Consider the following 18,381-nt stretch of genomic DNA (forward strand, 5'->3'; position numbering starts at 1 on the left):
CCACTCGTCAGGGCCGACGACCGGACGAGATCCTGGCCCGGTGCGAGTAGAGATCGTGGTTTTCGATGGCTTCGACGAACTGGACGTGTTCGGACCCTTCGAGGTGCTGGCGATGGCGGGGTTCACCGTCGAGCTGGTCGCCGTCGAGCGGCCGGGGCCGGTACGCAGCATGCGGGGGGTCCAGCTCAATGTGCCGGTGGTGCTCGGGCAGGCCGACGGTGTCGTCGTACCGGGCGGGGGATGGCTGAATCGGGCCGCTGCGGGGTCCTGGGCGCAGGCGCAGCACGGGGTGCTGCCTGCCCGGCTGGCCGCGCTGGCCCCCTCGACGCGCTGGATGGCGTCGGTGTGCACCGGTAGCCTCCTGCTCGCCGCCGCCGGACTGTTGACCGGCCGGCGCGCGACCACCAACCGCAACGCCTACGAGGAGTTACGGGCGTACGGCGTCACTGTCCTCGATCAGCGGGTGGTCGACGACGGCGACCGCATCACCGCAGGCGCGCTCTCCGCCGGGCTGGACCTGGCCCTGTGGATCACGGAACGCGAGATGGATGCAGCCACTGCGGACCGGGTCGCCGCGACGATCGAGTACCAGCGAGCGGTCGGAACCGTCGGCGGCACAATGGTGGACGGTGACTGACGATGCCCTGGCCGCGCCCGCCATGATTGTGCTGGCCGACTCGGACATCGTCCAGCCCGAGCACGCGGTGCGGATGTTCCGGCTGCTTGGCGGCGGGGTGCCCGGCGACCTGACCGGTCTGCCGGCCTGCCGGCTGGCCATCCTGCCGGGCACCACCCACACCACGATCCCGCAGCGCGCCGACTGGCTGGCCCCGATGATCGACGAGTTCCTGGGCGCGGACCTGTAGGGGCGCCCGGAGAGGCTACTTCTCCAGGAGCAGCGCTTCGGCGCCCACCGGTCGGAAGCCGGCCGCCTGGAAGGCACGCACACTGCGCGCGTTGCCGGCGGCCTGCTGTGCCCAGACCGGCTGGCCATCGGGCACCAGATGCCGGGCGGCCGTCGCCAGCGCCCGGCCCAGACCCCGGTGGCGAACGTCCTCGTCGACCTCGATCGCCGCCTCCCAGCGACCCGCCACGCCACGGCCGAGTACGACCACGCCGCCGTCGGCCGCCCAGACGCGGACGTCGTCACGGCGCCTGCGCGCCCTGGCCTCGCGGGGATGATCGGCGTCGGTCAGCTCGCGCAGCGCCAGCGGGGGCGCACCGGCGAGCGGGGAGGCGACGGTCAGCAGGTCGATGGTGTCCGTCGACCGTCCGGTGCGGTCGAGCAGCGCGCTCAAAAAACGCGGATTCATCGTGGCCGCCAGAGCGTCGCAGTCGAGGGCGGCCAGGGTACGGCGGACCCAGTCGGGGTCCTCGTCGGTGAACACCACGGAGTGGGCGGTGAACGCGATCACCCCGGCGTCCCGACGGCTGTGCTGCGGCACGATGGTGGTCCCGCCGTCCGACGGCGGGAAGTGCCCGCGTGCCGCCGCGTCCAAGACGTCGGCCAACGTGCCACCCACGATCGTCGCCTCCTTGAGTCGCGAGCCACCGTCCATTCTCACCGGTCCGGCCCGAAGTTCGCCGTCCCCGGTCATGGCGTGGGGCCGCCGGACCGGGTAGAAACACCAGAGAGCGCTCTCACGCCCCAGCTGCGCCGGGAGTACGACCCGGTCGCGGAGAGGACGAACCACATGACAACCCCGTCCCGACGTACCCTCCTGCTCGCCCTTCTGGTCACCACCGCCCTCACGACGACCGGCACCGCCGCTGCCGCCGGTCGCCCGACGCACGGCGCACCCGACTTCGGGCCGAACGTGACCATCTTCGACCCGACCATGCCGGTCAGCGAGATCCAGCAGACCCTCGACGCCGCGCACGCCCGGCAGGTCAACAACGAGATGGGCGCCGAGCGGCACGCCTACCTGTTCAAGCCGGGCGCGTACGGCACTGCCGAGCAGCCGTTGCAGGCCAAGGTCGGCTACTACACCGAGGTCGCCGGCCTGGGCGCCTCGCCCACCGACGTCGCCGTCAACGGCAAGCTGGAGGTCTACAACCGCTGCCTGGCCGACGGCGGCACTAGCAACTGCCTCGCGCTGGTCAACTTCTGGCGCACCCTGTCCAACCTCTCGCTCACCGTCAACGCCGCCGGCCAGGACGGCTGCCGGTCGACGGCGAACTTCTGGGCGGTGTCCCAGGCGGTCTCGATGCGCCGGCTGAACATCACCGGTGGCGGGCTGTCCCTGATGGACTACTGCACGGCCGGCCCGCAGTACGCCAGCGGCGGCTTCATCGCCGACTCGCGGCTGCCGGCCACCACCAACGGCTCGCAGCAGCAGTGGCTCACCCGCAACAGCGAGGTCGCCGGGTGGTCCAACGCCGTGTGGAACCAGGTCTTCGCGGGCGTCGAGGGCGCACCGGACGACGCCACGTTCCCGGACCCGCCGTACACCACCCTCGACACCACGCCGGTGAGCCGGGAGAAGCCGTACCTGTTCGTCGACGGCAAGGGCCGCTACAACGTGCGGGTGCCGTCGGCGCAGCGCGACAGCCGGGGCGTCTCGTGGGCCGACGGACTGACCCCCGGACGCACCATCGGGATCGACGACTTCTTCATCGCCAAGCCGTCCGACCCGGTTCGGGTCATCAACAGCCAGCTTGCGCGCGGCAAGCACCTGCTGCTCACCCCGGGCGTCTACGACATCGCCCGGAGCATCGAGATCCGGCGGGCCAACACGGTGGTGCTCGGCATCGGCCACGCGACCCTCACCGCAGTGACCGGCGCCGTTCCGCTGGACGTCGCAGGAGTGCCCGGCGTGATCGTCGCCGGCGTCACGATCGACGCCGGCACCGTCGAGTCGCCGGTCCTGCTGCGGGTGGGCCGGCAGCACGGGCACGACGTCAGCAGCCCGGCCAACCCGACCACGCTGTCCGACGTGTACTTCCGGGTCGGCGGCCCGCACATCGGCCGGACCAACACGGCGCTGGAGGTCAACAGCGACAACGTGCTCATCGACCACACCTGGGTGTGGCGCGGCGACCACGGCGTCGAGGGCTTCACCGAGGGCGTCAACGGCGACACCGACCGCTGGCGCACCAACACCGGCCGCTACGGCGCTGTCATCAACGGCGACCACGTGACCGCCACCGGCCTGTTCGTCGAGCACTTCCAGCGCTACAACACCGTCTGGAACGGCGAGCACGGCACCACGATCCTCTACCAGAACGAGCTGCCGTACGACCCGCCGACGCAGGCCGACTGGATGAACGGCCCGGTCGAGGGCTTCGCCGGCTACAAGGTCGGCGACCGGGTACGCCACCACGACCTCTACGGCGGCGGGGTGTACGTCTTCAACCAGAACAACCCGTCGATCCACACCGAGAACGGCTTCGAGGTCCCGAACCGGCCGGGCGTGCGACTGCACCACATCATGACCGTCAACCTCAGCGCGGGCACGATCGACCACGTGGTCAACGGCGTCGGCGACGCGGCCGACACGACGAAGATCGGCGTGCCGGTCTACGTCGCGCAGTACCCGGCCTCGTAACGCTTCGGGGCGTACCACCGAAAGGGCCGGCGCCGGTGTGCGGCGCCGGCCCTCCGCGTGTGCCCGACCGTGACGCTCGGATCCTTCCGACTACCTGACTTACATTTTCATCGATCAGTCTCACTCTTGCGGGATCGCATCCACTGCTGCCACGATGGCCGTCAATGCCTTCCGTCCCGAAGGAGTGGTCCTCATGGCGGTCTCCCGCCGCAGGTTCGTCACGTCCGTGCTGGCCGGGTCCGCCCTCGCCGCCACCTCCACCACCGAGCTGCTCACCACCCTCGCCAACCCGGCGCACGCCGCCAGCCCGGTAGGCGACGTGGTCGGCAAGGTGACGGTCGGCTACCAGGGCTGGTTCAGCGCTCCCGGCGACTCCGCGCCCATCGGCGGCTGGTGGCACTGGAGCCGCGACCGGTTCCAGCCGCCGTCGCCGTCCAACACCACAATCGTGTCCTGGCCGGACATGCGCGAGTACACGCGCAGCTATCCCACCGCGTACCCCAACCTCGGCAACGGCTCGCCGGCCACCCTCTTCTCCTCCTACGACCAGCAGACCGTGGACACCCACTTTCGCTGGATGCAGGAGTACGGCTGTGACACCGCCGCGCTGCAACGGTTCAACCCGACGGGCGACGAGGGGCCGACCCGCGACGCGATGACGCAGAAGGTTCGCGCGGCGGCCGAGCGCTACGGCCGCAAGTTCTACATCATGTACGACGTCACCGACTGGCTCACCATGCAGACGGACATCAAGACCGACTGGACGACGAAGATGTCCGCGCACACCGCGTCGGGCGCGTACGCCCGCCAGAACGGCAAGCCCGTCGTCTGCATCTGGGGCTTCGGCTTCAGCGAATCCAGCCGACCCTTCACCCCCGGGCCCTGCCTGGAGGTCGTCAACTGGTTCAAGGCGCAGGGCTGCTACGTAATCGGTGGCGTGCCCACCTGGTGGCGGCAGGGCATCGAGGACTCCCGCCCCGGCTTTCTCGACGTCTACCACGCGTTCCACGCCATCTCGCCGTGGATGGTCTACCGAGCCAGGACTGTCGAGGAGCTCGACTCGTACTACAACAACGTCAACGTCGGCGACATGGCCGACTGCGCGGCGCGCGGCATCGACTACCTGCCCTGCGTGATGCCCGGTGACCTGGCCGGTGGGCACCGCAAGCACGGCGACTTCTACTGGCGGCACATCTACAACATGGTCCGGCTCGGCTCCCAGGGCCTCTACGTGTCCATGTTCGACGAGTACAACGAGGGCAACCAGATCGCCAAGACGTCCGAGACCCAGGCCATCACCCCGGCCGGCGCGAACATCCGCGCCCTGGACGAGGACGGCGTCGCCTGCTCCTCCGACTACTACCTGCGCATCACCGCCGACGGCGGCCGGATGCTCAAGGGGCAGCTCGCGCTCACCGCCGTACGCCCGACGTCGCCGACGCTCGGCACCCCGCCGCCGGCCAGCGGAAACCTGGCCGCGGGCCGGTCCACCTCGGCGAGCAGCCAGAACGGCCCGTTCGTGGCGTCGAACGCGGTGGACTCCGACGCCGGCACGTACTGGGAGAGCGGCGGCGGCTCGTTCCCGCACTGGTGGCAGGTCGACCTCGGCGCCAGCCACCAGGTCAACAAGCTCGTGGTGCGGCTGCCCGCAAGCTGGGGGGCGCGCACCCAGACCATCACCGTGCAGGGCAGCGTCGACGGCAGCTCCTTCTCGACGATCGCCGGGGCCTCCGCGTTCGCCTTCGACCCGGCGACCGGCAACACCGTCACGCGCACGCTGACGACCACCACGGCCCGCCACATCCGGCTGAGCATCGCCGGCAACACCGGCTGGCCGGCGGGCCAGCTCGCCCAGGTCGAGGTGTACGCCGCCAGCGGCACCACGGACAACCCGCCGACCGCCCCGAGCGGCCTCACGGTGACCGGGCGGACGGCGAGCAGCGTGTCCCTGGCCTGGACGGCGTCGACCGACGACAACGGCGTGACCGGCTACCAGGTACGCCAGGGCGGCACGGTGGTCAGCACGGTCACGGGCACCACGGCGACCGTGAGCGGCCTTGCCGCGTCCACCTCGTACACCTTCACCGTCACCGCGCGCGACGGCGCCGGCAACACCTCGGCGGCCTCGAAGGCGGTCACCGTCACCACCGACGCCCCGGCCAACGCCGACCTGGCCCGGGGCCGGTCCACAAGCGAGAGCAGCCACGTCCAGAGCTACGGCGCGGGCAACGTGGTCGACGGCGACGCGAACAGCTACTGGGAGAGCGCCAACAGCGCGTTCCCGCAGTGGGTGCAGGTCGACCTGGGCGCGACGCGCACGGTCGGGCGGGTGGTGCTCAAGCTGCCGCCGTCGTCGGCCTGGGCCACCCGTACGCAGACCCTGGCCGTGGCGGGCAGCACCGACGGGGGCAGCTTCGGCACGCTTGTTTCCTCGGCGGGGCGGACGTTCGACCCTTCGACGGGCAACCAGGTGAGCCTCTCGTTCACCGCCGCGCAGACCCGCTACGTGCGGATCACCGTGACCGGTAACACCGGCTGGCCGGCCGGGCAACTGGCGGCACTGGAGGTGTACGCCAGCTGACCGGACGTGGGGCGGCCGCCGGACGCCGACCGGCGGCCGGCCCTCCTGTCGGGACGACCCGGCACCCGGAGATCGACACTCCGAAGTAGCGCGCTTGGTCACAGCGTGGCAAGTCACCCTCACGGAGTGGGACGCGCTCATGCCAGGCGACGGCCGTTGCGTGTCCGTCCTGGCACGCACCGGCTCATGGCCGCCTTCGTCGTCATGCTTCTAGCCGGTCCGCACCCACTGACCGGCTAGAAGCCTGGTCAGCTAGGCGACAGCGGCATGGACATTGGTACGCCGCCAACGATCATCGAAACGTACCGTGCCCTGAGGAGACGACCTTGACCAATCCGTACCAGGCGGGACAGCCGCGAGACCTCTATGGCCACGCATGCTGAAGAAGATCACTATTAAGAACTACAAGGTGTTCAGGGACTTCGCGTTGGATCTCAACCCCGGCGTGAACGTGATCGTCGGCGACAACGACGCAGGCAAGTCGAACCTGCTAGAGGCCATCAACCTTGCGTTGACCGGCCGACTGCGCGGGAATTCGGTGGCCGCAGAGCTGTCACCGTTTCTGATTAATCTACAAGCCACCCGTGAGTACGTAGCCGCGCTACGTGCACGCGGCCCGGCGGAGCCACCGGAAATCCTGATCGAGCTCTATTTCGACGACGCCGAAGACTTGGCCAGACTCAGAGGCGCGAACAACTCTCTACGGGAGTTCGGGCCCGGCGTCAAGATCCGGATAGCCTTCAACCTCGATTTCATCGACGAGTATGCCACGTACATCGCCGAACCGGCCCGCATCGCCTGGGTGCCGACGGAGTACTACCAGGTCCACTGGACCAACTTCGCTGGTGAGGCCATCACGGCGCGGGGGGTCCCGGCGGCTGCAACGCTAATTGACGCGACCGCGATCCGACTTCCGAACGGCGCGGATGCCTACCTGCAGTCGATCATTGCTGATTCCCTGGGCCCCCGTCAGCGGGTCGAACTGTCGCTGGCCTACCGCAGCCTGCGGGAAGCCTTCGGCGACATCGCAGCAGTCAAGGAAATCAACACCAGGCTTGCGGGGGAACGCGGCGAGATCAGCGACCGTGAGTTGACACTTTCCATTGACATCTCCCAACGGGCAGGGTGGGAGCGTAGCCTCGTGCCGCATCTCGACGAACTGCCCTTTCCCTATGTAGGCAAGGGCGAACAGAGTTCACTCAAGATCCTTCTAGCATTGACCGAAAAAATCGCCGACACGCATGTCGTGCTCATCGAGGAGCCGGAGAATCACCTCTCATTCTCGTCGCTGAATCAGCTGGTTCACAAGATCAACGAGAAGTGCGCCGGCAAGCAGGTTCTAGCGACCACACACAGTGCATTCATCCTCAACAAGCTCGGCCTCGACGAGCTAATTCTGCTAACCAACGTGGGTGGGCAGCGCATCACCGACCTGCGCAGGGATACCGTCGACTACTTCAAAAAGCTCTCCGGCTACGACACGCTGCGCCTAGTCTTGGCGAAACGCGCAATCCTGGTGGAAGGGCCCTCGGACGAACTCATCCTGACGCGAGCGTACCTCGATGAACATGGACGCGAACCCATCGCCGACGGGGTCGACATCATCAACGTCCGGGGCCTGTCGGCCGCCCGTTTCTTGGACCTCGCCGTACCACTCGCCAAGCCCGTCGCCGTCGTCAACGACAACGACGGCGACGCCGCAAAGATGCATCAGCGCTATGCGGATTTCGCGGGATACGACTTCATTTCCATTCACGTCGGCACCGGCGACGCCAAGACCTTAGAACCCCAGATGCTGGCCGCCAACGGTCTCGCGCGCCTGAACGAGATCCTCGGCAAGAACTTCCAGACCGACGAAGAGTTGCTCGCGCACATGGCGGCCAACAAGACTGGTTGGGCGCTCACGGTCTTCGAGTCCGAGCAGACCATCACCATACCGGAGTATATCCGTGATGCCGTCCGCCGGTAACCGCGCGGTGATCGCCGCAGCCGGGTCGCGTAAAACCCAGCTGATCATCGAGGCGGCGCTCGCCGACCCGTCGCAGCGAGTCCTCATTACCACCTACACCCAGGAGAACCTCGCCCAGATCCGCCGGCGCTTGATCGAGGTCGCGGGAGTTATTCCTGGCCATATCACCACCATCACCTGGTTTCAATTTCTGATTCGGCAGGGCGCGAAGCCGTTTCAGGTCTGCGTTACCGGGAAAATAGATCACATCCGGTCGCTCAACTTCAACGGCCAGCGACCACGGTTCGCCCGCCGCGACAAACCTCACGCGTACTACTTGGACCGCAACGGCGACATGTATCGCGACGGAGTCTCTGACTTCGTCTGCTGCGCCGACAGTGCCTCCGGCGGCGCGGTGATGCGCCGGCTGGAAGCAATGTACGACCACATTTATATCGACGAGTTCCAAGATCTTGTGGGTTACGATCTCGACTTCGTCGCCAAGCTCTTCGGGTCGAGCATTAGCGTCACCGTCGTGGGTGATCCCCGCCAGCACACCCTCGCTACAAACAACGGGCCCCGCAACAAGAAGTACCGCGGCGCCGGAATCCTGGACTGGCTCCAGCGCCGACAGGCGGTATGCACGGTGGAGATGCGTACCGAAAGCTGGCGCTGTCACCAGCTCATCTGCGACTGGTCCGACCGGCTTTACCCGGAGATGCCAACCACAATGTCACGGAATCTTGTCGAGACGGGGCACGACGGCATCTTCAAGATCGCCGAGGATGCTGTGCCTGCCTATGTGGCGAAATATTCTCCCCAAGTGCTGCGTGACTGGGTCAGGACGCCAACACTCGGACTATCAGCTCTCAATATCGGTGTTTCCAAGGGCAGTACCTACGACCGCGTGTTGATCTTCCCCACCAAACCGATGCTCACCTATCTACGTACGGCCGATCTCTCAGGCCTCAAGGCACCGACCGGCTCTACGTTGCCGTCACGCGAGCCAGGTACAGCGTCGCATTCGTGGTCAAGGCAGACGACGCCGACTACTGGATCTAGCCGTGATCCGGAGGGCCCCCTGGGAGACCCGCGATGACATCCACGAAAGCATTCCTCACTCTTGCCTGCGCCGTTGTCGGCTGGTGCGGCTGCAGCGGCATGGGAGGGCGCCAGATTGGTGTGGCCCAGATGTGCTCGGGCCGTAGAATTCGCGCGTGGGTCCTCCCTCCCAGCTAGCTGCGGCAACCGCACGGCGTCATCTGCGAGCCGTCCTACCGCGACGCTGGCTGCACGTGCGTGGAGTGGCGGCCAAAGCCAAGCAGCTTGCGCACCTGGTCGGGGGCGATGCGGAGCTGCTGACGGCGGCGGCGTGGCTGCATGACATCGGGTACGCCCCCGACGTCGCCGACACAGGTTTCCACGCGCTCGACGGCGCACGATGGCTTCAGCGCCATGGCTTCGGTGACCGCGTCGCTGCGCTGGTCGCTTACCACTCCTGCGCTGTCTACGAAGCAGACGAGCGCGGTCTGGGACAGGCTCTAGCCAATGAATTCCCGCGCGAGGAGACGGCGACGTCGGATGCTCTCTGGTACGCGGACATGACGACTGGTCCGGATGGCCAGAACCTCACCGTCGATGAGAGGTTGGCGGAGATCCGGCAGCGCTACGGGCCGGACGACGTCGTGACCCGGTTCTGGCAGAAGGCTGAACCGATGCTCCGAGACGCCATAGGCAGGACGCAGCATCGCCTGTCAGCTCAGCCGATGTAGGGGACAGGACGCCGCTCGAATCCGTGGTCGATCCTGAGCCGCATCGAGGTGTGCATCGGTAGCCGGTCGAGTTGGTCACGGGCCACCCACACCACGGACGAGGACTCATTGCTGGTCGTCGGATCACCGGAAAGGTACTGGGCGCGGAAGCAGATCGAGAACTGCTGCCGTACCTCGCCGTCGCTGTACTCCACCACGTGCCGGGGGTCGGAGTAGATCCCGACGATTTCGGTCACCTCGACCTCAATGCCAGTCTCCTCGCGCGTCTCCCGCACGGCTGTCTCGGCAATGTACTCGCCGAAGTCCTGAGCGCCGCCAGGCAGTGCCCAGAGGCCGTTGTCGGTCCGCTGGATGAGCAGCACCCGGCCCTCTCCGTCCTGAACGAAGACGGTCACCGCCACGACGATCCTGTTCGGCTTCGGGGCGTCCGGGTTGTCGAAGTGCTCGATTCGCGCCATGCCTCCAGCCTGTCAGTGCTCAGGCCACACAGCCCGCTTCTGCCCGAGCACGCGGTTGAAGCTGGCTACGTAGCTGTCGAAGAGGTCCCCTCCGCCAAGGCGCCGCAGGTGCAACACCGGTGAGTACGCGGCCGGCGTGCCGTAGAGATGCGTGTTGACCAGCATCTCATCGTCGAAGCGGTAGATGGAGTTGTAGAGGGTGGTGTCGTGGTAATAGATCCCGACGTTGTCGAGATCGCGAAGCTCCTTGTAGAAGGCCAACGCGTTCAGGATCTTGTTGGACATGGCTGGGCCGATACCCTCGGCGTCTCCACGCTCGGTGATGTGCACGCCCTCCGGATCGCCGAATAGCAACTCGACCTGCGCCCCGGCCAACGACTTCTCTCGCAGGGTCGAGATCCACCGATGATTGAACTCGGGTAGGAACAGTCCCCCGTAGACCAGGACACCAACCTGCCGGGTGGCCCGCTCCAGGAGCCGCTGCCAGAGGTCGGTGGGAACGGCCCCACGGCGCGGATAGATGTGGACCAGCTCCGACTGGCTGATCTGCACGGCCCGCTGCGTCGGAAGCGCGTCCGGCCAGAGGTACGACTCGCTCTCGTCCAGTAGCTGCGCGATGGAGTAGCGATAGCGCGGGTACGGGATGCGAGCTTGGGTCACCCACCGCTCGACAGTCTTGGGGTCGACGCCGACCCTCTCGGCAAGTGCCGATGCTGTCAGGCCCTTGTTGAGCATTCCGTTCCGGAGACGGTCGTTGGGCATCGCGTCTCCTGCTCAATGGCCTGGGGGACGGTAGCGGGACGACTCAGCCTAGCAAGGACGTCCCCACTCGTCCGTGACTCGCGGTGAACTCGTCATCACGAATTCGTCGAGCCTGGACTCACAACACATGACGTCCAGATCGGACGCGACGGGTTCACACGATCGTCGCGTCCATGGCCTGACAGAGGTGAGCGTGCGCGGCGACGAGACGGTGAGCAAGGGTGAACAGGCTGAGGCGGCCGAGCGGGAGGCTGCCAAGCAGCGCCTCCTGGATCAGGCCGAGGCGGAGCGCGTACCCCTCGACGACACGACCCGCGCGCTCCCGGACCGGCGGTGGCGGCGTGACCAGCGATGACCTGCCGATCGGGCGACGCGTGGCGAGCTGGCGGGTGCGGCGGTCAATGACGCAGCAGATGCTTGCCGACCGGCTGCGCAGGTCGAAGAGCTGGGTCGACAAGGTCGAACGCGGCGTTCGCCCTCTGGACCGGTACTCCGTGATCCAGGAGGTGGCCGGCGTCCTGAGGGTCGATCCGGAGGTCCTGCTCGGTCAGCCGCCCAGCAGCGCCCCGGCAGGCACGCCGGCCGGCGTGGAGGACATCCGGGCTGCGCTCGCCCGCTACGACACCCCGCCGACTCCACCCCACACACGTGAGCTGAGGCGTCAGGTCGGGCATGCCTGGCTGGCATACCAGCACGCGCACTATCCGCAGTTGACGCGCACGCTGCCGGGGATGCTCGACGCGGCTCAGGGCGCGCGGTCGGTGGACCTGCTGGTGCAGGCGTACCGGATGACCTCGTTGCTGCTGGTTAAGCTCGGTGAGGCCGACCTCGCCTGGCTGGCGGCCGACCGGGCCATGAGCGCTGCCGGCGACGACCCGCTACTCGCGGCGACGGCGGCCGTCGCGGTGGGTCAGGCGCTACGCGCGTCGGGCCGCGACCGGCTGGCCCTCTACGCGACTCTCACCGCCGCCCACCGGGTCCTGCCGCACCCACGGCAGGATGGTGATCAAGAGGTTTGCGGGGCTTTTGGAGATCAAAGTCGACGTAAACCTCTTGATCACCGGGGCGAGGGTGAGGGCGACCGTCGGGAGTGGGCCGTGGGTGGGACGCTGCTGCTCCAGGCCGCGCTGGCCGCCGCTGGTTGTGGCGAGCACCGCCACGCCGACGACCTGACCGACCGGGCCGCGGGCGTCGCCGCCAGCCTGCGGGGGTACGACGATCAGCACCGCACCAGCTTCGGACCGGTCGCCGTGGAGATGGCACGCGTGCTGCTGGCAACGCAACGAGGTGACGCCGACGCCGCACTGATCAGGCACTCGACGATCGTTCGGCGGGAGGCGTGGCGGCGGCTGCCGGCCGAGTATCGGGGTGCCTACCTGCTCGATGTCGCGCGGGCGTACCTGCACACGGGTGACCTGCGCGGGGCGGCACGCGCCCTGGTGGACGCGGACAGTGTCGCGCCGGCTGAGGTTCGGTGGCGGCCGTTGGCGCGTACTCTCATCGCCGATGTCGCTCGCGCCAAGCCGGCGCCGGCCGGCGTGGCGCGGCTGGCGACGTTGGTTGGCCTCACCCGCTGACGGACTCGCGGCGGCGCAGGTCGTCGGCCGGGTTGATGGTGCGCACCGGGTCGGGGACCGGGCCGCGTCGCCGCCACTCGCGCGGGTAGCCCAGCGAGACCTCCTCGAAGCGGACGCCGTCGTAGAAGGTCGTGCGGGGGATGTGCAGGTGCCCGTAGACCATCGTGGACGCGCCGAAGCGCAGGTGCCAGTCGCGGGTGCGGACGGTGCCGCACCACTGGGCGAACTCCGGGAACCACAGGACGTCGGTGGGTTCGCGCACCAGCGGGTAGTGGTTGACCAGCACGGTCGGCAGCGCCGGGTCGCGCTCGGCCAGCCGGCGCTCGGTCTCGGTGATGCGGGCATCGCACCACGTCTCCCGGCTCGGGTACGGGTCGGGGTGCAGCAGCGCCTCGTCGGTGCAGACCACCCCCGCCGCGTACGCCAGGTCCAGCGACTCCTGTTTGGTACGGGCCTGGGGCACCCGGAACGTGTAGTCGTAGAGCACGAAGAGCGGGGCGATGGTGGCGGGCCCACCGTCGCCGTCCCACACCGGGTACGGGTCCTCGGGCGTGACGACTCCCAGCCGTCGGCACAGCTCGACCAACTCGCGGTAGCGGGTCTCGCCGCGCAGGTGCGCCGGGTCGTTGGGCGGCGTCCACAGCTCGTGGTTGCCCGGCACCCAGACCACCCGGGCGAACCGGCTGCTCAGCAGGCCGAGCGCCCACTCGATGTCGGCGTACCGCTCGGCCACGTCACCGGCCACGAGCAGCCAGTCGCCGGGGTGGTCCGGCCGTAGCTCCTGGACGAACGCGCGGTTCTCCGCATAGCTGATGTGCAGGTCGCTGACGGCTCGCAGTCGGGGCGAAGGGCTCACCGTTCGAGGCTAGGCCGCCGCGGCCGGATCGGGGCACTCCGATCCGGTCGCGTCGCCGGCCGACCGCTCAGCAGAACCAGCCGTCCTGCACCCAGCCGCGCCGGTTGATGTACCCGTAGGCGAAGCCGTAGACGTAGCCGCCGCTGCGGGGACCTTCGACCAGGAACGTCTGACCCTGGTAGAGGGTGCCCATCCAGGCGCCGTTGGGCTGCGTGCGGACGAACAGGTCGCTCGCGCACACCGTCTCCCGCTGACCGATCGTGCCGTTGGCGGCCTGCGCCGGGGCCGGCGCGGCGAGGGTCGCGGCGAGGATCCCGGCCAGCAGGCCGGCCATCACCCGGGTCCTCACCATGAGTCGTACCCGCCGATGCACTCGGCGCGCAGGTAACCCCAGTCGTTCGGGCCGAAGTCGAAGGAGGCCGCCCACCCGTTGTAGACCGGATGCGCGCCCGGGGTGTGGCCGATCTTGTTTCCGTAGCCGAGCGTGCGCTTCAGGCCGGTGGGGCCGCCGGCGGAGTCGTAGTTGGCGTAGAAGCTGGCGCTCTGGCAGACCACGATGGCGTGCCGTGGCACCACCGGGTCGGCCTGGGCCGGCGTGGCGCCCAGGGCGGCCACGGCCGCTCCGACGGCCAGCACCGCGAGATTTCTTCGAAGCATGCCCACCTCCCGTACGCCGAAACTTTCCTACCGGCGACCCTACCGACGAGGTTGATAAATGTCGATGCCGGGCTCGGTCGCCCGGAGCCGCGGGCGGCTGACCTGGGCGACGACTGTCGGCCGCATATCCGGCGACCCGACGGGAAAGCGCGGGGCGTCCGACAGCCCAAACCGGAGCAGGAGAAAAACATGCCTTTCGTTACCGTGGGGACGGAAAACTCCGCACCCATCGACCTGTACTACGAGGACCACGGATCGGGTCAGCCCGTGGTGCTGATCCACGGCTTCCCGTTCAACGGGGCAACGTGGGAGAAGGAGACCAGCGCGCTGCTCAACGCCGGATACCGGACGATCACTTACGATCGACGCGGTTACGGCAACTCGGCGCAGGCGGCCTTCGGCTACGACTACAACACGTTCGCCGCGGACCTCGACGTGCTGATGACCGAGTTGGACCTGCGCGACGTCACCCTGGTGGGTCACTCGATGGGCACCGGTGAGGTCGTCCGCTACCTGGGCAACTACGGCTCCCAGCGGGTCAGCAAGGCCGTGCTGCTGAGCCCGCTGCAGCCGATGTTGGCCAAGGCCGACGACAACCCGGAGGGCGTCGACCGGAACCTCTTCAAGGGTTTCCAGGACGCCATCATGAAGGACCGCTTCGCCTACCTGACGTCGTTCTGCGACGCGTTCTTCAACCCGGACCAGAACATGGGCAAGCGGGTCAGCGAGGAGGCGTACCGGGCGCACTGGCAGATCGGCGCGATGGCCTCCGGCAAGGCCACCCACGACAGTGTGAACGCCTGGCAGGAGGACTTCCGACAGGACCTACCGAAGATCGATATTCCGGTGTTGATCGTGCAGGGTGACCAGGACCGGGTGCTGCCCTACCCGGTGACCGGCCAGCGGCTCGGCCCGATGATGCCGACCGGCACGCTCGTCACGCTCAAGGGCGCGCCGCACGGCATCCCGTGGACGCACGCCGACGAGGTCAACAAGGCGATCATGGACTTCATGAAGCAGCCCGCCATGGCTAACGCCTGACCCGTACCGGTAGCCGATCGGACACCAGCGTCACGATGACACTGCGGCACCCGACCCTCTCCGGGGTCGGGTGCCGTCGGCTGTTCAGGGCCGGCGGGCCACGACCGCGCCGTTGGCGCCGGGAGCGTCGAACGGCACGGTACGGACGTCGACGAACCCGGCGTCGCTGAGCCACGCGCCGTACTCGGCGGCCGAGTAGTTCCGGCCGCCCTCGGTCTCGACCAACATGTTCATGCCCATCAGAGCCGCCTCCGGTGGCCCGGTGCGCTCGTCGTTGAGCAGCAGCTCGCAGACGACGATGGCGCCGCCGGGCGGCAGCGCCGCGTGACAGCGGGCCAGCAGTGCCCGGTTCGTCGGCTCGTCCCAGTCATGCAGGATCATGCTGAGCAGGATGACGTCGTGCCCACCTGGCAACGCGGGATCGGCGAGGAAGTCGCCGGGCACCGCGTCGATCCGACCGGTCAGACCGGCCTCCGCGATCCGCTCCCGCGCCCGTACGCAGACGTGCGGCAGGTCCAGGACGGTCGCCCGCAGCTCGGGCAGGCGGCGGCAGAACTCGATCGGGAACGCGCCGGCCCCGCCGCCCACGTCGAGCAGTCGGCGGTACGCGGAGAAGTCGTGCGCGTCGGCCAGCGCGGTCGCCGTGAAGCTCGACGTCGCATACATGGCGTCCCAGAACTGCGCCAGCATCTCCGGGTCGGCGGTGTCGAACATGGACTGTTGGGACTCGGGGTCCCAGGTCAACGGTCGATCGGTGCGCAGCGCCTCGCCGATGCGGTGCCACGGCAGGTAGGTGCGCAGGTCGGAGTAGCGGATCTGGGCGCCGAAATAGTAGGGGCGACCCTCGACCAGGAACTGCTCGGCCAACTCGGAGTTGCGGTAGCCGTCGCCGGCCTTCTCCAACAGGCCGAGCGAGGCGCACGCGGCGAGCAGCAGGTCCGCCGGCCGGTCCGGCAGCCCGAACTCGGCCGCGGCCTGCTCGACGGTCATCGTCCGCCCACCGGCGAGCCGGGTGAACAGACCGAGGTCGACGCCGGCCGCGAGGGTCTTGAACCCCCACACACCGGCCACCAGCTGCATGAGGGGAGTCGGAGTGACCATGGCGACATGAGATCACAGATCTCGACCGTCCACGATGGGCGGTCTACGCCCGCAGTAGGGTGACCAGCCCGGCGGCCACCAGCACGCCGGCCCAGAGCCGATCGACGTTGAACCACGCCCGACGCAGCACCCCGACCCCGAGCACCTGGTAGACCAGCATCGCCACGACCAGGGCGGTGCCGAGCATCGCCACGGTGTGCACGCCCGCCGCGGCCAACCCGGGCAGCGCACCGACCGGCGCGGCGGCCAGGTGCCCGGAGTGACCTCCGGGCACCGGCTCGGCGACCAGCACCGGCAGCAGCATCAGCCCCGCGCCGTGCGCCGACGACATGAGGAACGACCACCCGGCGAGCTGTGCCGCGGACAGCCGCATCCCCGCCCAGCGAAAGTGCCGCTCGGAAAGTAGCCGCCACAACCCGAAGCCGACCAGCAGCAGGCCGCCGACCACCGCCAGGGCCGTGCTCGCCGTCACCGACCTGGTCGCGGTGACCAGGGCGGCGACGATCGCCACCGAGGCGAGATGCCCCGCCGCGATCGGCGGCAGGGCGCGCAGCAGCGCCGCCCGGCTGCGCTCCTGCAGGCCCCGGGCCACCGCGAACAGCCACCCCATCGCCGGGTTCAGACCGTGGAACGCGCCGAGCGCCGCCAGCGTCGCCAGGGTCGCGAGGGTCACGGGAAGCAGTACGAGTCGGAGGACGCGTCCCCGCCCTGCAACCGGGTCTGGTGCACCCTCAGCCCTCGGAACTCCTCGCCGTGCGGGAAGAACCGCTCGTCGGGGGTGAGCCCGCCGCCCTCGACGTCGACGTCGAGCTTGGCCAGCCAGGCGCCCACCCCGTCGGGATAGAACTGGTCGTCCCAGGCGCCGTAGAGCGAGTTGCTGACGTAGACGCGCCGGCCGTCGCGGCTCACCTCGACCATCTGCGGCCCACCCGCGAGGGCCTCGTCCGGTGCGGACGGGTGCGCGGTCCGGCGGACGATCCCGCCGAGGTGCACCGAGCCCGTCTGCACCGGGTGCAGCGGGTCGGTGACGTCGTACTGGCGCAACTCACCCGTGCCCCAGCAGGAGACGTAGAGGAACCGGTCGTCCACCGACAGGTCGATGTCGGTCACCAGCGGCGGCACCGCGCCGAACGGCTTGAGCAGGTCGGGCAGATCCGCCGGGTCGGCCGGCTCGGCCGGGATGTCGATCACCTTGGTGACCGCCCAGGAGTCCCCGTCGCGGTGCCACAGCCAGACCGAGGCGGACAGGTCCTCGACGCTGATCACCACCCCGACGAACCCGTACGACTTCGTCGGATCGTGCGCCGGGCGCAACTCCAGCGGCATCTGGTACTGATCACCCAGGTCGACCCGCTGCACGTGCCGGCGCTTCGCGAGGTCCCAGAAGTGGATGGCATGGCCGTAGCGCCGGCCCAGCAGCAGCTCACCGATGATCCCGTCCTCGATCATGGACGGGGTGCCCCACTCACTGGTGACCAGCACGTCCTGGGTGAGGTGCCACCACACGTCGTACGCCAGGAACTGCGGCCCCCGGTCGGCCTCCCACGCCCCGCGGACGTCGAACGTGGTGTGGTCGAGGATGGCGATGCCACCCGGACCCTCCTCGCCGTCCGCGCCGCCGAGGGCGGAGAGGTAGATGCCGTCCGGCCCACAGTGCACGGTGTGCGGCCGGGAGTAGCCGGCCCGCTTCGCCAGCTCCTCCGGCCCGATCACCTTGACGACCTGCGGCTGGCGCGGGTCGGGCTGCGTGTCGAGAACGTGGATCCGCGACGAGCGCAGGCCGGGCACGATCAGGTAGCGCCGCTCGACGTGCGGGTGCGGAGCGGTCGGGCAGAGCGCGCTGCTGCACGCGTTCCACCCGAAGTGGTGCACCTCGTCGCCGACGTACGGCAGGTCGGTCCAGCCGACGACCCGGCCGTAGTCGGGGGAGTCGGGATCGGTGTCCAGCACCGCGATGGCGTCCGGGCGGCTGGCCGTACGGTCGAAGGCCGCCACGTAGGCGAGCTTCTCCGCCGGAGCGGTCGCCGCCTCGCGGGGTGACGGGTAGAAGGTGGGGTCGGGGGTCCAGCGGGTCATCGGG

At 68.7% G+C, this 18,381-nt stretch carries 19 protein-coding genes; 10 read left to right on the forward strand and 9 right to left on the reverse strand.

Features of this window, described 5'->3' with window-relative positions; translation table 11 throughout:
* The first annotated feature begins 40 nt into the window (after window positions 1–40).
* Both ABZU53_RS15760 and ABZU53_RS15765 read left to right on the forward strand, forming a co-directional pair.
* The gene (locus ABZU53_RS15760) at window positions 41–637 is read left to right on the forward strand and encodes a DJ-1/PfpI family protein (protein WP_354859158.1); all 597 of its coding nucleotides are present in this window, start codon (window positions 41–43) and stop codon (window positions 635–637) included.
* Window positions 630–866, forward strand: coding sequence for a hypothetical protein (locus tag ABZU53_RS15765; protein WP_354859160.1), 237 nt, complete (start codon window positions 630–632; stop codon window positions 864–866). The genes ABZU53_RS15760 and ABZU53_RS15765 overlap by 8 nt, the downstream gene beginning before the upstream one ends.
* A gap of 15 nt (window positions 867–881) precedes the next feature.
* Here the strand turns inward: ABZU53_RS15765 and ABZU53_RS15770 are convergent, their stop codons facing one another.
* Entirely contained in the window at window positions 882–1,523 is a 642-nt protein-coding gene (locus ABZU53_RS15770) for a GNAT family N-acetyltransferase (protein ID WP_355066491.1), read from the reverse strand.
* Between the two features lie 171 nt (window positions 1,524–1,694).
* On the opposite strand from ABZU53_RS15770, the gene ABZU53_RS15775 reads away from it, so the two are divergent.
* The 5 genes from ABZU53_RS15775 to ABZU53_RS15795 all read left to right on the forward strand — a co-directional run bounded on the left by ABZU53_RS15775 (window position 1,695) and on the right by ABZU53_RS15795 (window position 9,849).
* Window positions 1,695–3,548, forward strand: a complete 1,854-nt coding sequence (locus ABZU53_RS15775; RefSeq protein WP_355066492.1) for an adenylyl cyclase — start codon at window positions 1,695–1,697, stop codon at window positions 3,546–3,548.
* A gap of 193 nt (window positions 3,549–3,741) precedes the next feature.
* Window positions 3,742–6,129, forward strand: a complete 2,388-nt coding sequence (locus ABZU53_RS15780; protein ID WP_355066493.1) for a discoidin domain-containing protein — start codon at window positions 3,742–3,744, stop codon at window positions 6,127–6,129.
* 376 nt (window positions 6,130–6,505) lie between these two features.
* Window positions 6,506–8,098, forward strand: coding sequence for an AAA family ATPase (locus ABZU53_RS15785; protein ID WP_355066494.1), 1,593 nt, complete (start codon window positions 6,506–6,508; stop codon window positions 8,096–8,098).
* Complete coding sequence (locus ABZU53_RS15790; protein WP_355066495.1) at window positions 8,082–9,176, forward strand: UvrD-helicase domain-containing protein; 1,095 nt, start codon at window positions 8,082–8,084, stop codon at window positions 9,174–9,176. Before ABZU53_RS15785 ends, ABZU53_RS15790 begins: the two co-directional genes overlap by 17 nt.
* Before the next feature lie 118 nt (window positions 9,177–9,294).
* Window positions 9,295–9,849 (forward strand): HD domain-containing protein, encoded by a 555-nt coding sequence (locus ABZU53_RS15795; protein ID WP_355066496.1) that lies wholly within the window; start codon window positions 9,295–9,297, stop codon window positions 9,847–9,849.
* Here the strand turns inward: ABZU53_RS15795 and ABZU53_RS15800 are convergent.
* Complete coding sequence (locus ABZU53_RS15800) at window positions 9,837–10,307, reverse strand: NUDIX domain-containing protein (protein ID WP_355066497.1); 471 nt, start codon at window positions 10,305–10,307, stop codon at window positions 9,837–9,839. The two genes, ABZU53_RS15795 and ABZU53_RS15800, sit on opposite strands and share 13 nt — an antisense overlap.
* 12 nt (window positions 10,308–10,319) lie before the next feature.
* Window positions 10,320–11,069, reverse strand: coding sequence for a helix-turn-helix transcriptional regulator (locus ABZU53_RS15805; protein WP_355066498.1), 750 nt, complete (start codon window positions 11,067–11,069; stop codon window positions 10,320–10,322).
* A gap of 187 nt (window positions 11,070–11,256) precedes the next feature.
* Here ABZU53_RS15805 and ABZU53_RS15810 point away from each other — a divergent pair, with 187 nt between their 5' ends.
* On the forward strand, window positions 11,257–11,424 hold the full coding sequence (locus ABZU53_RS15810; RefSeq protein WP_355066499.1) for a hypothetical protein: 168 nt from the start codon (window positions 11,257–11,259) through the stop codon (window positions 11,422–11,424).
* Window positions 11,411–12,646, forward strand: coding sequence for a helix-turn-helix domain-containing protein (locus ABZU53_RS15815; protein ID WP_355066500.1), 1,236 nt, complete (start codon window positions 11,411–11,413; stop codon window positions 12,644–12,646). Before ABZU53_RS15810 ends, ABZU53_RS15815 begins: the two co-directional genes overlap by 14 nt.
* On the opposite strand, the gene ABZU53_RS15820 is transcribed toward ABZU53_RS15815, so the two are convergent.
* The 3 genes from ABZU53_RS15820 to ABZU53_RS15830 all read right to left on the reverse strand — a co-directional run bounded on the left by ABZU53_RS15820 (window position 12,636) and on the right by ABZU53_RS15830 (window position 14,159).
* A complete protein-coding gene (locus tag ABZU53_RS15820; RefSeq protein WP_355066501.1) occupies window positions 12,636–13,502 on the reverse strand; it encodes a metallophosphoesterase in 867 nt (288 codons plus the stop codon). The genes ABZU53_RS15815 and ABZU53_RS15820 overlap by 11 nt on opposite strands.
* 67 nt (window positions 13,503–13,569) lie before the next feature.
* Window positions 13,570–13,854 carry a hypothetical protein gene (locus ABZU53_RS15825; protein ID WP_354860553.1) on the reverse strand — a complete coding sequence of 95 codons (285 nt, stop codon included), beginning with the start codon at window positions 13,852–13,854 and terminating at the stop codon, window positions 13,570–13,572.
* Window positions 13,848–14,159 carry a hypothetical protein gene (locus tag ABZU53_RS15830; RefSeq protein WP_355066502.1) on the reverse strand — a complete coding sequence of 104 codons (312 nt, stop codon included), beginning with the start codon at window positions 14,157–14,159 and terminating at the stop codon, window positions 13,848–13,850. The genes ABZU53_RS15825 and ABZU53_RS15830 overlap by 7 nt, the downstream gene beginning before the upstream one ends.
* A 189-nt stretch (window positions 14,160–14,348) precedes the next feature.
* Between ABZU53_RS15830 and ABZU53_RS15835 the strand changes: the two genes are divergently transcribed.
* Window positions 14,349–15,200: an alpha/beta hydrolase gene (locus ABZU53_RS15835; RefSeq protein ID WP_355066503.1), complete on the forward strand. Its 852-nt coding sequence runs from the start codon at window positions 14,349–14,351 to the stop codon at window positions 15,198–15,200.
* A gap of 84 nt (window positions 15,201–15,284) precedes the next feature.
* Here ABZU53_RS15835 and ABZU53_RS15840 read toward each other — a convergent pair whose 3' ends face one another.
* From ABZU53_RS15840 to ABZU53_RS15850, 3 genes are read right to left on the reverse strand one after another with little or no spacing between them, the layout of a single operon-like run.
* Window positions 15,285–16,301, reverse strand: a complete 1,017-nt coding sequence (locus ABZU53_RS15840) for a methyltransferase (RefSeq protein WP_355066504.1) — start codon at window positions 16,299–16,301, stop codon at window positions 15,285–15,287.
* Window positions 16,302–16,344: 43 nt separating this feature from the next.
* The gene (locus ABZU53_RS15845) at window positions 16,345–16,974 is read right to left on the reverse strand and encodes a hypothetical protein (RefSeq protein WP_355066505.1); all 630 of its coding nucleotides are present in this window, start codon (window positions 16,972–16,974) and stop codon (window positions 16,345–16,347) included.
* Complete coding sequence (locus tag ABZU53_RS15850; RefSeq protein WP_354860544.1) at window positions 16,971–18,377, reverse strand: selenium-binding family protein; 1,407 nt, start codon at window positions 18,375–18,377, stop codon at window positions 16,971–16,973. The genes ABZU53_RS15845 and ABZU53_RS15850 overlap by 4 nt, the downstream gene beginning before the upstream one ends.
* Between the last annotated feature and the right edge of the window lie 4 nt (window positions 18,378–18,381).

Source organism: Micromonospora sp. NPDC005194, from assembly GCF_040608335.1.
In the GTDB taxonomy this organism is placed as follows: Bacteria; Actinomycetota; Actinomycetes; order Mycobacteriales; family Micromonosporaceae; genus Micromonospora.

Excerpts from the sequence above, each read along its gene's own strand:
- ABZU53_RS15775 (WP_355066492.1), top strand. The coding sequence starts at position 1,695 with ATGACAACCCCGTCCCGACGTACCCTCCTGCTCGCCCTTCTGGTCACC.
- ABZU53_RS15780 (WP_355066493.1), top strand. The coding sequence starts at position 3,742 with ATGGCGGTCTCCCGCCGCAGGTTCGTCACGTCCGTGCTGGCCGGGTCC.
- ABZU53_RS15785 (WP_355066494.1), top strand. The coding sequence starts at position 6,506 with ATGCTGAAGAAGATCACTATTAAGAACTACAAGGTGTTCAGGGACTTC.
- ABZU53_RS15790 (WP_355066495.1), top strand. The coding sequence starts at position 8,082 with ATGCCGTCCGCCGGTAACCGCGCGGTGATCGCCGCAGCCGGGTCGCGT.
- ABZU53_RS15800 (WP_355066497.1), bottom strand. The coding sequence starts at position 10,307 with ATGGCGCGAATCGAGCACTTCGACAACCCGGACGCCCCGAAGCCGAAC.
- ABZU53_RS15805 (WP_355066498.1), bottom strand. The coding sequence starts at position 11,069 with ATGCCCAACGACCGTCTCCGGAACGGAATGCTCAACAAGGGCCTGACA.
- ABZU53_RS15825 (WP_354860553.1), bottom strand. The coding sequence starts at position 13,854 with ATGGTGAGGACCCGGGTGATGGCCGGCCTGCTGGCCGGGATCCTCGCC.
- ABZU53_RS15830 (WP_355066502.1), bottom strand. The coding sequence starts at position 14,159 with ATGCTTCGAAGAAATCTCGCGGTGCTGGCCGTCGGAGCGGCCGTGGCC.
- ABZU53_RS15835 (WP_355066503.1), top strand. The coding sequence starts at position 14,349 with ATGCCTTTCGTTACCGTGGGGACGGAAAACTCCGCACCCATCGACCTG.
- ABZU53_RS15840 (WP_355066504.1), bottom strand. The coding sequence starts at position 16,301 with ATGGTCACTCCGACTCCCCTCATGCAGCTGGTGGCCGGTGTGTGGGGG.
- ABZU53_RS15850 (WP_354860544.1), bottom strand. The coding sequence starts at position 18,377 with ATGACCCGCTGGACCCCCGACCCCACCTTCTACCCGTCACCCCGCGAG.